This is a genomic window from Haloechinothrix salitolerans, assembly GCF_042662605.1.
Classification (GTDB): domain Bacteria; phylum Actinomycetota; class Actinomycetes; order Mycobacteriales; family Pseudonocardiaceae; genus Haloechinothrix_A; species Haloechinothrix_A salitolerans.
The window spans coordinates 4,171,143-4,184,704 of sequence record NZ_JBHSXX010000001.1 but is presented as its reverse complement, the minus strand read 5'-3'; the positions used below and the strand labels follow the sequence as shown (position 1 = coordinate 4,184,704).

The window sequence follows — 13,562 nt, the reverse complement described above, 5'->3', positions numbered from 1 at the left end:
GGACCGCGCTTTCCTGTTGCTTTTCAGCCACCGGCATTCGCTTCTTGGGCATCCTGTCCCGCCATGGAATTATGCCCCCCTTACGGTCGGCTTACCGACACACCAATGAATGTGTCGGACCCTAGCGGGGTTTCCATGTTCCACATGTATGAGAAACGACTAGGGCTGGGCGTCCTCTCGACCCCGGGGACGGCGGTGCCCACACGGCCAAACCACCTTTTCGGCCGCCGCTTGCCGCATTCCAACGGCATGTCCCTGCCACTCCGGCATAACTACCCGTCCCGAAGAGCATGCATAACGAGGCATCATCAAGGCTTCACTGACATTCACCCCATGCCCAGCCTTCCCCTCGCCTGTAGTCCCCAGACGGAGCGGGAACCCTTGGGCTTTCCCGTGAGCTTCACACCCGAACCGGACAAGACCCGTCCGCGCATGTCACGGTGGAGACGGGCCCGGACACTGGCCCGAACTACGTCTACGACAACCGTCGCACCTCCTTCGACGTAATCACTCATAACGTTTGACCTCATGTCGCACGATGGGGGACTGTTGCATGAGCGGTGTTTCCGGCCCGACACGCCGGGCCGAGGTTCGGCGGGATTGGGCACTGTGAGTGATGACATCTGACGCCGTGAGCGCAGATAAGGAGATCAAGAAGTCGGGGCGGCAGCTGTCGCCGGAGCAGGCCGCTGCGGCGGCGATGGTGGGCGAGGCCCGCGAGCGTGGGCTGGCGCTGACCGGGCCGGACGGGCTGTTGAAGCTGTTCACCAAGAACGTGCTGGAGACGGCGCTGAACGAGGAGATGACCGAGCATCTCGGGCACGAGAAGAATCGGGCCGAGTTGGATCGCGAATCGACTGAGGTGTGTCTGAGTTAATTGACCAATCGCGGGTTGAAATACCCAGCCACGGCCGGTGCGTGGTCATTGGTTCTCCTCAGGTGCTCTGCTTCGACGGTATGCCAGGCGGTTCTCGCGTGCTTGGGCGAGTCCGTCGCGTCGGTTCTTGCGGATGGCGTCACCTCGTCCTTCGTGTTCGTCGTCGGGCGTGACATACCCGATGGCGGCGTGCAGCCTGACCCCGTTGTATTGGGCCCGTACGAGCTCGAGTTCGGCTTCGAGCTCGCCGGGGTCGCGGATCTTTTCCAGGTGCGGCCACTCGCCCTTCACGTGCCCGAACAGCGTCTCGATCCACGCCTGATCGGTCGGTGTGCCGGGCCGTCCGAACTGGCGGGCGATGGCCACACCGGCGAGGAACTCGCGGGTGGTGTGGCTGCGCATCTGCGGCCCGTTGTCGCTGATGGCCAGCAGCAACGGCAGCTGCCCGTCACCGATCGCGGTGCCGACGGCGTCGCGGTCGCCGGAGGCCAGCGCGGCCACCAGCGCGTCGGTCGCGCGGGCGTCGGCGGCCGCCCACAGGTTCTCGGCCTCCAGCGCGTCGGTGAAGGCGACCTCGACCTGGGTGGAAGACTCCTCGGCCGACACCAGGGTGGTGATCCACTTGCGGGAGACGATGTCGAGGATCGCGATCGCGGCGACCCGGGCGCGGGTGAAGTGCGTGAAGTCGTAACCCCACACCCGGTTGGGCTTCCACTCCAGCCAGGGCGGCCACTCCGCCCGACCGATCGGCTCGCGGGGCGGCTGACCAGGAAGAACGAGCCGTTCGGCGGCCAGGATCCGCCGCACCGTGGACTCGGAGACATGCACCAGTCCGATCCGCGAGCCGCGGTGGGCGAGCTTGCGATGACTACGGTCGGTCTCGCCCCAGGTCTCGAACAGCTCCACGACCGCGGCCCGCTCGCCCGGCAGGATCCCGTGCAGGGGATGCCCGCCCGGCGGTAGGTCGTCCAGCCGCCCGGCGGCCTGGCGGGCCAGCCACGCCTGGTAGCGACCGTGTTCCAGGCCCAGCCGGTCACATGCCCGCCGCGCCGACCAGCCACGCTCGACGGCGTGCTCGATCAACTCGAGTAGGCCGGCCTTCACGTCAGCGTGCACCCGCGCCGGGACCGGGCCGGCCATCAGCCCCAGGCGGGTTTTCCCTCGTGCAGATGCAGCGCCACCGCCTGCTCGGTCACCGTGGCGCGCAGCCGCTCGGCCTCCGCCCGCGCCTCCTCCAACTCCAGCTGCTCGACTGTCTTGCCCGGCCGGCCCGGCCGAGCCGACAGCGCGGTCAGCGCGCCCTGCTTGGCGGTACGGCAGATCGTGGTCACCGTGGTGCGGTCGACCTTCCACTTCTGCGCGGCCTCCCGCTGCGTGCACTGCCCAGTCAGCACCGACACATACATCTCGTACTTCTGGCTCGGCGAGAGCAGCCGTCGCTGCTTGCGTGCCTTCATGGGCGTATTGGACGTCATCATCAGCCTCCGGAACGGTCAGACACACCGCTTCGTGGCTGGGTATTTCAAAGATCAAATGGTCATCTAACTCAGACGCAAGACGCGACCAACATCCGGAATGGTACGCGGCCGAAGACGGTGGTCTCGGACGCGGCCGGAGAGGTTGACATCGACGTTCCGCGGGATCGGGAATCGACCTTCGAGCCGAAAATTGTGAAGAAGCGGCAACGCCGATTGACCGATGTCGACGAGATCGTGCTGTCGCTGTATGCGAAGGGCTTGACCACCGGGGAGATCTCCGCGCACTTCGCCGAGATTTACGGCGCGTCGGTGAGCAAAGAGACCGTTTCCCGGATCACCGACAAGGTGATAGCGGAAATGGCCGAGTGGGCCAGCCGACCGCTCGAGCCGGTCTACGCCGCGCTGTTCATCGACGCTGTGCACGTGAAGGTACGCGACGGCCAGGTGGCCAACCGGCCCTTCTACGCCGCCATCGGCGTCACCGTGGACGGCCGCAAGGACGTCCTGGGGCTGTGGGCCGGCACCGGCGGCGAGGGTTTTGGGACGGGCACATGTTCGTTTGACTGGATTTGTGCTGCTGCCTGAGGTTTTCCCGTCTGGGTGATCTTCCTTGACTTTCAAGGTGGCGGACTTCTTTGCTAGGTGTCAGCTTGATCGTTCAGGTGCGAGGAAGGTGTGCGGGTGGGTGCTGGTCGGCTGCAGGTCATCCAGGGACAGACCGCGCCGGTGGTGCGGACGTTGGATCCGGCTCAGTTTCAGGCTGAGTGCGTGGAAGAGTTCGTGGCGTCCTGGACGGCTCGGGGGTTCTCGGGTGTAACGATCGTCAAGGATGCCGGGGTGTTGGAGCGGATGCTCGTTGCGCTGGGTCGTCCGGCGTGGGAGGTCACCGCCGAGGATGTCGATCGGGTGGTCGGGTCGATGGCCTCGCAGGGGCGGGCGGCCTCGACACGACGGCATTATGTGCAGACGTTCAAGGGGTTCCATCGGTTCCTTGAGGTTCGTAAGGCCACCGAGATCGAGGCCGCGTTCGGGATCCGGTTGCGGTGTCCGGTCGATGAGTTCAACGCCGCCCGTCATGTCGGTCCCGAGAGCGTCGCCGAGCTGGCGCCCCCGACGCCGGAGCGGGTGGACGGGTTCTTCGATTTCCTCAAGCAGCGCATCGCTACCGCCCGCAAGTACGGCCCGGCCGCGCGGGACTACGCGCTGTTTCGCACGCTCTATCACGCTGGGGTGCGCTCGGAAGAGACGGTGATGCTTGACTGGCCGGACGCCCACTTCGAGCGGGGCCCGTTCGGCAAGCTGCATGTGCGGTTCGGCAAGGGTGCACGGACGTCCGGGCCGCGCCCGCGGTGGGTGCCGATGCTGGACGGGCTGGATCTCGTGCTGCGCTGGTTTGTGACCGATGTTCGTTGCCGGTTCCCCGAGTCACCGGTGTTGTTCTGCGACGAGTCCGGTGGCCGGCTGGCCGCGGGCACGATCCGCAACCGGTTGCGCCACCTCATGGGGGTTGAAGGACGCCCGGAGGCCGACTGGTTCAGCCCGCACGGACTACGTCGGGCGTGTGCGACCCATTTCTACGAACGCGGCGTGGATCTCGTTGCTATACAACAGCTTTTGGGTCATTGGACGGTGAGCTCGACGATGCGCTACAAGAACCCTCGGGAATTGCATCCAACGGGCGAGAAACTGCGGGTCGCCTGCTGAGAGCGCTTCGGCAATGCCGGTGGTGGGCGGCTGCGACACGCCGTCTGACCTGCGTCGCTTGCCGAGTGATCCCGTTAGGTGCATGATCCCTGCCCCAAACGGTCCTGGTGATCTTGGTTTGGAGGCGTGGTGGGACGGGGTGATCTGGCCGGCGCGGCGCACCTGGAGCTGGTCTCGGGTGTGGTGCAGTTGCGGCCGGAGGACGCCATGGTGGAGGCGATGCTGCGCGGCTGGCATGCTCAGCAGACGGCGCGGGGGCTGCAGGAGTCCACGATGGCCCCGCGGGTGCGATTGGTGCTTCAGTTCATCTCGTTCACCAATGAGTACCCGTGGAGCTGGGGACCGGCCCATGTGGACGAGTGGACGCAGTGGCTGACCAGCGAAAAGCATCTGACCCCGGCGACGATCCGGAACTATCAGACGGATCTGCGGTTGTTCAGCGAGTACCTGTGCGACGCCCGGTATGGCTGGGCGGCCGCGTGCGAGGGCGAGTTCGGGCCGGGGTGCATCCGGTGCCGATCTGCCACGAGTGGAACACCATCGCCCACCTCAACGAGTACGAGGGTGATGCCGAGGCGCGGCCGTTCACCCGCGAGGAGTTGCAGCGGTTCCTCGACTACGCCGACGACCAGGTCGACCGCGCGGTGCGGGCGAAACGCAAGGGCGCACTGGCTGCCTATCGTGATGCCACGCTGTTCAAAGTCGCCTATGCGTGGGGGTTGCGCCGCACCGAGACGTCCAAACTGGACATCGCCGATTGGGGCCGGAATCCGGCGGCGCCGGAGTTCGGCCGGTACGGGATGCTGCACGTCCGCTATGGCAAGGCGGTGCGCGGGCAGCCACCGCGGCGGCGGAACGTGCCCTCGGTGATGGGGTGGGCGGTCGAGGCGGTGGCCGACTACGTGGACAACATCCGTCCGAGGTTCGGCTGCGACGAGCACCCGGCGATGTGGGTCACCGAACGCGGCGGAAGGGTCAAACCGGCGGAGGTCAATGCCCGGTTCGTCGCCTACCGCGACGCCCTCGGCCTGCCGAAACAGCTGACGCCCCACTCGCTGAGGCACTCGTGGGTCACCCATCTGACAGAGCAAGGCGTGGATCGTCGGTTCATCCAGGAGGCCGTGGGGCATCGGTGTGACACGTCGACGGCGATCTACACCCATGTGTCCGGTGACTTCATGAACACCGCGCTGCGCAAGGCGTTGAACCCGGCCTTCGACCCGCAATGTCGGAAGGAATCGTGAATGACCCGCAAACTCGACTACCGGTGGCGGCTGCGAAACGTCATGGCCGACCGGGGCCTGTTCGCCACCACCGACCTGATCGAACCACTGGCCCAGCGCGGCATCCACCTGTCGTCCAGCCAGGTCTACCGGCTGGTCGCCGAGCGGCCTGAACGGTTGAGCCTGAACGTGCTGATGGCGTTGCTGGACATCCTCGACTGCACGATGGACGAGTTGATCGAGCCGATCGCCGGGGCCACCCCGCTTCGCCGGTCCAAGGCTGTCGGCGATACCGAGGCCGGGGTCGGCGGTCTGCGCCCCAAGCGGGCCCGCATCACCCGCGTCGACGGGTAGACCATGCCAGTCCCGCTGGCACCGGAGGTGCTCGCCAACCCTATCGGCGTCATCGTCGACCTTGTCGCCGCACGCGAGCCCAACTTGGACCGCACGGTGATCGAAGCCACGGTGACCGGTGTTGCCGGGGGCCGGGCCAAGCGCCGCGGCATGGCCCAAGCGCTGCTTGAGAAGCCAGTGCTGCTGGCCGACGGTCGCTCCCCAGCACCCAGGGGTGTCGGGGATCTGCTCATCGCGCTGCGCGAGGCCGGCGCGATGGAAGTTTCGCCGCCGGTCTGCGCTGAATGCGGTAAACCCCTGCGCACCCTGCAGCGCCGCGGCCAGGACTGGTACTGCGGCGTTTGCGGTCCCCGGCGAGACGCCTGCGCGGCCTGCGGCAAGGTCCGGCCGGTGAACTGCCGAGACCGGGACGGGAATCCGCGATGCGCCCACTGCCCGCCCGATGCGGGTCGGGATCCCGTCGACATCGTCGTGGGCGTGGTGACCGGCGTGGATTCGACACTGTCGGCGGACGTCGTGGCCGCCGCAGTTCGTGCGACAGTGCCCGGCGCCGGACGCCGCTATCAGCTCGCATGGGCGGTGCAAGATCGGCCCGAACTGCTCACCGGGGCTGGCGCTGAGGCACCCGTTCTCGCAGTGCTGCGGCTGGTCGACAAGCTCCGCGACGCCGGAGCGCAGGCCATCGTGCGCCCGTCCTGTCCCGGCTGTGACCGAGTCATCCATTTGCACCGCCGGATCGACGGACAGTGGCTGTGTCGCAACTGTGTGGCCAAATCCCGCGCCCAACCCTGCTCGCGCTGCGGCGTGGTCCGCGAGGCGGCCACCCGCGACGAGCACGGCCAACCGCTGTGTCCGAACTGCATGATCACCGACCCCGCCAACCAGGAAACCTGCCTCGACTGCGGCCGACGCCGTCCCGTCAACGTTCGCACCGCCGAGGGGCCGCTCTGCGGCAGCTGCGTGCCATACAAGACCCTGACGTGCCAGATCTGCGGGAAGGACGCACCCTGCGTGATCTCCCAGGCGACCGGCACGCCCTGGTGCCGGGCCTGCAGACAGCGGTGGATTCGTTGCGTCGGCTGCGGCGAAGACGCACCGATCCGTGGCGGCACCCTCGATGAACCGCTCTGCGCGAGCTGCGCCCGTCCCGACCCTGGCTTCTGGCGCAGTTGCCCCAACTGCGGTCAACCCGACCGCATTCACGCTGGACGGTGCGCCCGCTGCGCCGTCCAGCAGCGGCTGCGCGACCTGCTCAGCAACGACAGCGGCGAGATTCGCCCCGAACTGCAAGGCCTCTACGACACCCTTGCCGAGGCAAAACGACCCACCACGGTCGCGAACTGGCTCAACAAGAGCGCCGCCCCGGCGATCCTGCGCGATCTGACCGGGCAATCGCTCACCCACGCGTCCCTGGACGCGCTGCCCGAGGAAAGACGGTCGAACACCTGCGCAGCGTCCTGGTCGCCATCGGAACGCTGCCGCCACGGGATGAGCAGATGGCGCGGCTGGAACGGTGGATCACCGACATCGTCGCCGACCGTGCTGACCCCGACGAGCGGCAGATGCTGCACCGCTACGCCGTCTGGCATGTCATGCGGCGGCTGCGTGGCCGAGTCAAGGGCGCCGACACCACCCACGAGCAGGTCGTCGCTGCGCAGCGGGTTATCAAGGCCGCCATCACCCTGCTCGATTGGCTCACCGATCACAGGCTCACGCTGGCCACGGCGCGGCAAGGCGACCTGGATGCCTGGCTGGCCACCACGAAACGCAGCTACCGCACCGAGGCCGGCAACTTTGTCCGCTGGGCCAAGAAACAGAAACTGACCCAGCTCGACTTCCCAGCCACGAGGTGGGACGGACCCTCCGGCCTCATCGACACCGAAACCCGCTGGACACAGGCTCGCTGGCTGCTGCACGACGACACGCTCAAACCCGAGGACCGCGTCGCCGGGCTGCTCGTGCTGCTCTACGCCCAGTGGCCCGCCGCCCTCAGCCGCCTCACCATCGACCACGTCGAACACCACGACAACCAAGTACGCCTGCGGCTCGGACGCGAGCCGATCGAGCTGCCCGAACCCCTCGCTGAGCTCGTTCTCCAGGTTGTCGCCGCCCGCCACGGCAAGGCCGTCGTCGGCGACCAGGGAACCTCCCCCTGGCTGTTCCCCGGCGGTCAGCCCGGCCGGCCCATCAGCGCATTCGGCCTCGCCGAACGTCTCCGCAAGCTCGGCATCAACTCGGCCCGATCCCGATCCGCAGCGCTGTTTCAGCTCAGCACCGAACTGCCTGCTGCCGTCCTGGCCCGACTGCTCGGCATCCACATCACCGTCGCCGTCGCCTGGCAACGCGCCAGCAGCGGCGACTGGACCAACTACGCCGCCGAAATCAGCCGCCGAAGCAGCCGATGAAGCCAGGAATTCGGACAGTTCTGATACCTGAGTCCGCCAGAGCGTCCCTCTGAGACGTTCATCGAGGACGCCTACCAGCGCGCGATCTCGGCGACGCTGACCGAGTTGACCGAAGGGGACTGATTCGCATGCGAATTCGATGGAAACTGCGGATGGCGGCCGCGCAGCGGGAGGTCTGGACCGGCGCCCAGTTGCGGCGGCTGCTAGCCGAGAAGGCCGGGCTGGAGATGTCGTCGGCATCGGTGTCGGCGCTGTTCACCAAGGAGCCCTCCCAAGTCAAGCTGTCGACGTTGGTCGCGTTGTGCACCGCGCTCGACTGCACCCCCAACGACCTGTTCGAGGTTGACACCACCCCGGTCGAACACCCCGCCAGCACGACCGCGTCCGTGGTCCCCGAGGCTAAGGCTGTTGGCGACAACACGTACGTGCAGCGCGGCCGATCGATGCCGCCCCTCTGACAACGAGCACAGCAGTGACGGTCCGAGTCCGCGACTGCGCCAAGTGCGGGCGTAGTGTCGGCCGCGCTGATCGGGACCTGTGCGCCCGGTGTCACTGGGCCGCCCGACATGCCCCGGTCAAACAGGTCTGCCCGCGCTGCGGGCAACGCAGGGTGCTCCTGCCGGAGACCGGCAGGTGCGTGCGGTGCTCGCGCACCTGCGGCCACTGCAAGGCAGCAGTGCTGCTCAAGGACCGGGAGTTGTGCTCAGGCTGTCGCCGCCGCGAGCTGCGCGAACAGGCCAAGTCCGCCTGTCCACGCTGCGGCAAACCCGGCACCCTGCGTGAGGCGACCGGATGGTGCGGGCCGTGCTCGCGACCCGGCCGCCCACCGAACCCGGACGCGCCCTGCCTCGACTGCGGCACCACCACCCGGCTCACGGGTGCTGGTCGCTGCCGTCGCTGCTGGAACCGTTCCCAGCACCGCGTGCCGGTGCGGGCCGCCAGCCTGGCTGACTCCCTCGATAACCCGCCACCCTGGCTGGACGGGTTCGCCACCTACCTCATCCCGCGCCTGCACCCGCAACGCGCCTGCGCCATGCTCACCCGGCTCGGACACCTCCTGCCGAGTGGCGGCCCACCGTCGCATCCGCAGGCGCTCCTTGACCACGCCGCGGAGACCGATGCCGCGTTGGCCCGCTGGCTGGAAGACTTCTTCGTCAGCAACCGGCTGGCGCTGCCGTTGGACTGGGACGACCGCCGCGCCGCCGGGCGGCGGCGCCGCCGCATCGACGCGGTCCCCGAGCCGCTGCGCCCGGCAGCCGAGGCCTTCGCCGAACATCTGCTCGCGCAACGCGAGCGAGCCCGCCGGGCCGGCACCCGGCCACACAAGCACGCCACGATCGACGTCCAGCTCAACGCCGTCCGCGACCTCGCGATCTTCCTGTCCCGCGAGCGAGGCAAAACTGACTGGGCCACCGTCGACGTCGCCGACCTCGAGGCATTCCTGCCCGGCCAGCCGAGCAGCCGAGCCACCTACCTGGCTGGCTTGCGGCAATTCTTCGGATTCGCCGTCCGCACCCGGCGGATCCTCGTCGACCCCACCCGCACCCTCACCGCACGGCAACCCCGAGGATTCCGCGGCCCCACCCTCACTCACGAACGCGAGCGCTACCTGTTCCGCCGCTGGAGCACCGACCCGACGGTGCATCCACACGAGGCGCTGGTCGGACTGCTCGCGCTCCTGCACGGCGCCACCACCAGCGACATCCGCGACCTCACCGATGACCTGATCGACCACAACGCCCGAACCGTCCACCTCGGTCGCCGACCCAGACCGACCCCGCTCGACCCCTGGACCTGGACCGCGCTACAGCGCTGCCTCGATCACCGACACCATCTCGGCAGCAGCAACCCGCACCTGGTAGTCACCGCGAGGACCAACGCCACCCGAGCCGCACCATCCGATGGCTACGTCAAACACACCCTCGACCCAGTCGGCATCCAGCCTCGAATCTTGCGCTCCACACGCCTGACCGACCTGGTCACCACCGTCGACGCCAAACTCGTCGCCGCCGCCTACGGCATGACCAACGACGGCGTCACCGCCTACCTCGCCGACCACGTCGATCGCGATCGAATGCCGAACCCGTAACAGTTCAGGCGTCACCTCGCACACCTTCGCGTGAACACGTGCGCTTCCGCCAAGTACTGGATGAGCGTGCTCGTCGACCTGAAGAACCGCGGCGTGCGCGACGTGTTCTTCCTCGTCTGTGACGGCCTGAAGGGCCTGCCGGAAGTGGTCGAGCAGGTCTGGCCGCAGACCATCGTCCAAACATGCCTGATCCATCTCATCAGGAATTCCTTCCGGCTCACCTCCCGGAAACACGCCGATGCGCTGAAGCGCGATCTGAAAGCCATCTATGAGGCACCCAACGCAGGCGCCGCCGAAGCGGCTTTAGATGAACTCGACGAGAAATGGTCGAAAAAATATCCGGCCATGATTCGACTGTGGCGTAATGCCTGGACCGAGTTCGTCCCATTTCTTGACTACGATATTGAAATAAGGAGGCTGCTCTGCTCAACAAACGCCATTGAATCGTTGAACGCCCGATACCGCAGAGCGGTGCGGGCACGCGGGCACTTCCCAACCGAGCAAGCGGCGATGAAGTGCCTGTACCTTGTCACCCGAAGCCTCGACCCGACCGGGACGGGAGCCACCCGATGGATGATGCGCTGGAAGCCAGTAATCAACGCATTCGCCATCACCTTCGGTGACCGCTGGCCGGCGGCCGAGACCTACTGACCAACTACGCCGGAAACACCGTTCACGTTACGGACCCCACGATGGCTTGCATATAGGGCCGGGGGATCGTGTCGGTGCCGAGCTTGGCCCTCTGGGATACGGCACGCGCCGATACGCCCAGATATTCGCTGAAGCCTCGAACAGTCATCCGTGTAGCGCGTCGGAGCGCTTCGGCTTCTCGGCCGGTCCATTTCCGGACCACTGGCTGTGGTTTGCGGTACCGGTTGCACCAGCCCGCGTGGGGTCGCCAGTTGGATGCGGGCCTGCATTCGAAACACACGCCGCGCTGGTTCATGTGTACTCGCCTTGCATGCCCGCACGCGCCGCACCGCGGCCAGTCGCCAGAGGTAAGTCTCGGTACGGTGTCGCGGATGGTGCCGTAGTCGCCGGTCATGATCGCGCTGAGTTCCCGACGTCGCGGGCTCGCGTAATCGTTTCTTGTGCCGCCTTGACGTGCAGTTCGAATCGCTGTTGCCCGAGTGAGGTCGTGCGGATCCACAGCTCGTTGCAGGCGCCTCTCCTTGTTTCGACATATCCGGCGAGCCGCAGCCTCCGTACGTGCCGCGCCAGTACCGTTTTCGTGACGCCGGAGTTCTCACAGAGGTTGCCGAACCGGAAGTAGTCGGGGCAGTTGACGAGGACGCCCATGACGAACATTCGTGCTGGGTCCAGTAAGAGTCGGTCAATGTCCTCGTACCAACGCTGCGCCAGCGGTGTTCCTGGCTTTTCCATCGGGCTACCTGTCCTCAGCGTGGCTCGAGACGTGTCCGCGCTCTTCTAGCGTCTCGGTACCGGCGTCGTCGGACGGTGCTGGGAAGTGGCGGCGTAGCTCGTTGACTTGGGTGGCGATGTCGCTGAGTTGCGCGTCGATGTCGTCGAGCCACGGGATCGCTTGGTCGAGGTCGGCGACATCGGAGTGCGGTTCCTCGGCGGCTCCGTCCGTCCACGCGCGCGGTGCTGCGGCACGCAGTGCCGCTGCCGCCTCCGCCAAGTGATCGGAGTCCGCATCCGTGATGGCGCGCAGGATGGACTTCCACTGCCTGCGGGTGAGCAGGGCCAGGTCGAACGCTTCCTTCGCGCTCTCGGCGCGCCGTTGCTGTTGCTGCTCGTAGAGCATCTCGTGTTCCTCCTGTGCCCACTGCATAAGCTCGCCGATTCCTGTCGCGGTTCGGTGGGTGATCGCTACGGGCGTTGTGCAGGCGACGCTGATCGCCATGGTCAGAAAACCTTCGGCGTTGATGACACCGAGACGGATCGGGACAGCTCTGTCGTCGCGGATTCGCGTGCCGTGCTCTTCCCAGCCGGCGCGCCACTCGTAAGCGTGCAGGTTCACCGGTGCACCACCGTGTCCGTGCTGGATGTGGTCTGATCGGCCGGTCTGTTGGGGGCCGCAGTAGCTGTGGTGTGCTGAGCCGCGCGGGTGACCGCCGTGAGCCACCGGCCGATGACGCCTTCTCGCTGCCGAACGGGATGCCTGACGCGCCCTCCGTTCCGGTGGTCGCGTGGCTGCCTGATGCAGCGCGGGCACTGCGGCCCCGGGTCCGCGACCAGGGGAGCGGGCCAGAACCTCGTGCCGCACTCTGCCACGATTTCGGCACTAGCGCGGCTGCCCGCCGCCACCGTTGCGGCTAGCACGGCGTGATCTCGCGCGTTGCCAGCGGAGGTGACCCACACAAGTCGCTCGCGGTGATCGATCACTGCGGCGTGCTCCTATCCTGGTCCTCGGACTTACCAGGTGCGAGCTCGGCGAGGAGGGGTGCCAGGTGTGCGCGTATCTGGTCCAGCTGGATGAGCATCTCGTCGAGATGGGCCTCGATGGCATCCAGCCGGCTGAGCGTGCTTCCGTCGTGGTCAGTCGTGGTGCTGCCGGAAGTCTGGTGTGCGACCGGGGGTTCGTGCGCATCGTCTGGACTCCCGCCGTGGCGGCACGCCCGGTTGATTGTCATCGCCTGCTCCCTACGTCATGTGAGACTGAAATCAATCTCTGTCAGCGGCAGATTGATCGGAACGACGTGAGAGCGCCATGGAGGCGACAGGCCCACGTCGGGACCTCACGGACGAAGGTGGTGGAGGTATGTCTGGGTACGACGCTTCAGGTGCGAGGACGGTACTGGAGCAGTTGATTCGTCAACGTCGACAGACGTTCGAGGAGTTCGTCGAGTTCGCGGCGCGCTTCGCTCGCGAACATGGCGAGCCGGGCACATTGAGCCTGCGTCACTTGCAGCGCCTGGTGGCCGGGCGTCGGCCGGATGGCGCCCCGGTTGGCCCACCGCGTCCGGCAACGGCTCGGTTGCTGGAGCGGATCTTTGGGATGCCGATCAGTGTGCTGCTGTCGGAATCCGCTGCCGACACCAATGTGCTGGAAGCCAGGGCGTTGCATGTTGCTGTCGCGGTGGTCGTGCATGATGCGCGGGTGCTGCTCGTGTGCCGTCGCGAGGAGCCCGATGGCGAGATTCGTTGGCAGTTTCCTGCGGGGATCGTTAAGCCAGGCAGGGATCCGCGGTGGGTCGCGGTGAGCGAGGTGCTCGCCGAGACGGCGGTGCACTGCCTCGTCGTGCGTTCGTTGGGCAGCCGGATCCATCCGGTGACGCGTGTGTACTGCGATTATGTGCTTTGCGAATACGTCGTCGGAACCACGTCCAACGCCGATACCGTCGAAAACGCGGGAGTCGCCTGGGCGGACCGATCCCAGATGATCCGGCTCATTCCCGTCGAGCGGATCTATCCGCCGGTGCTCGACGCACTGGATGCACGACTGGCCACGCATGCGTAGGCCTGCAC

Annotated in this window: 12 protein-coding genes and 4 pseudogenes; 11 read left to right on the top strand and 5 right to left on the bottom strand. The window is 66.8% G+C overall.

The window, feature by feature from the left end; all coding sequences use genetic code 11:
• Positions 1-616: 616 nt before the first annotated feature.
• Positions 617-865, top strand: a pseudogene (locus tag ACFQGD_RS19860) (IS256 family transposase); the annotation flags it as partial.
• Between the two features lie 57 nt (positions 866-922).
• On the opposite strand, the gene ACFQGD_RS19855 reads toward ACFQGD_RS19860, so the two are convergent.
• Both ACFQGD_RS19855 and ACFQGD_RS19850 read right to left on the bottom strand, forming a co-directional pair.
• A complete protein-coding gene (locus ACFQGD_RS19855) occupies positions 923-2,017 on the bottom strand; it encodes an integrase core domain-containing protein (protein ID WP_345398882.1) in 1,095 nt (364 codons plus the stop codon).
• On the bottom strand, positions 2,017-2,334 hold the full coding sequence (locus ACFQGD_RS19850; RefSeq protein ID WP_345398879.1) for a hypothetical protein: 318 nt from the start codon (positions 2,332-2,334) through the stop codon (positions 2,017-2,019). Before ACFQGD_RS19850 ends, ACFQGD_RS19855 begins: the two co-directional genes overlap by 1 nt.
• Positions 2,335-2,436: 102 nt before the next feature.
• On the opposite strand from ACFQGD_RS19850, the pseudogene ACFQGD_RS19845 reads away from it, so the two are divergent.
• The 9 genes and pseudogenes from ACFQGD_RS19845 to ACFQGD_RS19805 form a co-directional block, all read left to right on the top strand.
• Positions 2,437-2,892, top strand: a pseudogene (locus ACFQGD_RS19845) (IS256 family transposase); the annotation flags it as partial.
• Between the two features lie 144 nt (positions 2,893-3,036).
• Entirely contained in the window at positions 3,037-4,059 is a 1,023-nt protein-coding gene (locus tag ACFQGD_RS19840) for a tyrosine-type recombinase/integrase (protein ID WP_345392499.1), read from the top strand.
• Positions 4,060-4,266: 207 nt separating this feature from the next.
• A pseudogene (locus ACFQGD_RS19835) lies at positions 4,267-4,470 on the top strand (tyrosine-type recombinase/integrase); the annotation flags it as partial.
• Between the two features lie 38 nt (positions 4,471-4,508).
• The gene (locus tag ACFQGD_RS19830) at positions 4,509-5,303 is read left to right on the top strand and encodes a tyrosine-type recombinase/integrase (protein WP_390221080.1); all 795 of its coding nucleotides are present in this window, start codon (positions 4,509-4,511) and stop codon (positions 5,301-5,303) included.
• Positions 5,304-5,636 (top strand): helix-turn-helix domain-containing protein, encoded by a 333-nt coding sequence (locus tag ACFQGD_RS19825; protein ID WP_345390872.1) that lies wholly within the window; start codon positions 5,304-5,306, stop codon positions 5,634-5,636. It abuts the gene before it with no gap.
• 1,496 nt (positions 5,637-7,132) lie between these two features.
• Positions 7,133-8,041: a hypothetical protein gene (locus tag ACFQGD_RS19820; protein WP_390221041.1), complete on the top strand. Its 909-nt coding sequence runs from the start codon at positions 7,133-7,135 to the stop codon at positions 8,039-8,041.
• Between the two features lie 128 nt (positions 8,042-8,169).
• A complete protein-coding gene (locus ACFQGD_RS19815) occupies positions 8,170-8,499 on the top strand; it encodes a helix-turn-helix domain-containing protein (protein WP_345398903.1) in 330 nt (109 codons plus the stop codon).
• 14 nt (positions 8,500-8,513) lie between these two features.
• Positions 8,514-10,130 carry an integrase gene (locus ACFQGD_RS19810; RefSeq protein ID WP_345398900.1) on the top strand — a complete coding sequence of 539 codons (1,617 nt, stop codon included), beginning with the start codon at positions 8,514-8,516 and terminating at the stop codon, positions 10,128-10,130.
• An 18-nt stretch (positions 10,131-10,148) separates the two neighbouring features.
• Positions 10,149-10,781: pseudogene (locus tag ACFQGD_RS19805) on the top strand (IS256 family transposase); the annotation flags it as partial.
• A 390-nt stretch (positions 10,782-11,171) separates the two neighbouring features.
• Here ACFQGD_RS19805 and ACFQGD_RS19800 read toward each other — a convergent pair.
• The 3 genes from ACFQGD_RS19800 to ACFQGD_RS19790 all read right to left on the bottom strand — a co-directional run bounded on the left by ACFQGD_RS19800 (position 11,172) and on the right by ACFQGD_RS19790 (position 12,727).
• Complete coding sequence (locus tag ACFQGD_RS19800) at positions 11,172-11,513, bottom strand: helix-turn-helix transcriptional regulator (RefSeq protein ID WP_345389709.1); 342 nt, start codon at positions 11,511-11,513, stop codon at positions 11,172-11,174.
• A 4-nt stretch (positions 11,514-11,517) separates the two neighbouring features.
• A complete protein-coding gene (locus ACFQGD_RS19795) occupies positions 11,518-12,114 on the bottom strand; it encodes a hypothetical protein (RefSeq protein WP_345389712.1) in 597 nt (198 codons plus the stop codon).
• A gap of 361 nt (positions 12,115-12,475) precedes the next feature.
• Positions 12,476-12,727, bottom strand: coding sequence for a hypothetical protein (locus ACFQGD_RS19790; RefSeq protein WP_345389715.1), 252 nt, complete (start codon positions 12,725-12,727; stop codon positions 12,476-12,478).
• Between the two features lie 128 nt (positions 12,728-12,855).
• Between ACFQGD_RS19790 and ACFQGD_RS19785 the strand changes: the two genes are divergently transcribed.
• On the top strand, positions 12,856-13,554 hold the full coding sequence (locus ACFQGD_RS19785; protein ID WP_345389718.1) for an NUDIX hydrolase: 699 nt from the start codon (positions 12,856-12,858) through the stop codon (positions 13,552-13,554).
• The last annotated feature ends 8 nt before the right edge of the window (positions 13,555-13,562 follow it).

Bases quoted from the DNA above. Each gene is read 5' to 3' on its own strand.
- ACFQGD_RS19790 (WP_345389715.1), bottom strand. From the start codon at position 12,727: ATGACAATCAACCGGGCGTGCCGCCACGGCGGGAGTCCAGACGATGCG.
- ACFQGD_RS19850 (WP_345398879.1), bottom strand. From the start codon at position 2,334: ATGAAGGCACGCAAGCAGCGACGGCTGCTCTCGCCGAGCCAGAAGTAC.
- ACFQGD_RS19785 (WP_345389718.1), top strand. From the start codon at position 12,856: ATGTCTGGGTACGACGCTTCAGGTGCGAGGACGGTACTGGAGCAGTTG.
- ACFQGD_RS19820 (WP_390221041.1), top strand. From the start codon at position 7,133: ATGGCGCGGCTGGAACGGTGGATCACCGACATCGTCGCCGACCGTGCT.
- ACFQGD_RS19825 (WP_345390872.1), top strand. From the start codon at position 5,304: ATGACCCGCAAACTCGACTACCGGTGGCGGCTGCGAAACGTCATGGCC.
- ACFQGD_RS19800 (WP_345389709.1), bottom strand. From the start codon at position 11,513: ATGGAAAAGCCAGGAACACCGCTGGCGCAGCGTTGGTACGAGGACATT.
- ACFQGD_RS19855 (WP_345398882.1), bottom strand. From the start codon at position 2,017: ATGGCCGGCCCGGTCCCGGCGCGGGTGCACGCTGACGTGAAGGCCGGC.
- ACFQGD_RS19815 (WP_345398903.1), top strand. From the start codon at position 8,170: ATGCGAATTCGATGGAAACTGCGGATGGCGGCCGCGCAGCGGGAGGTC.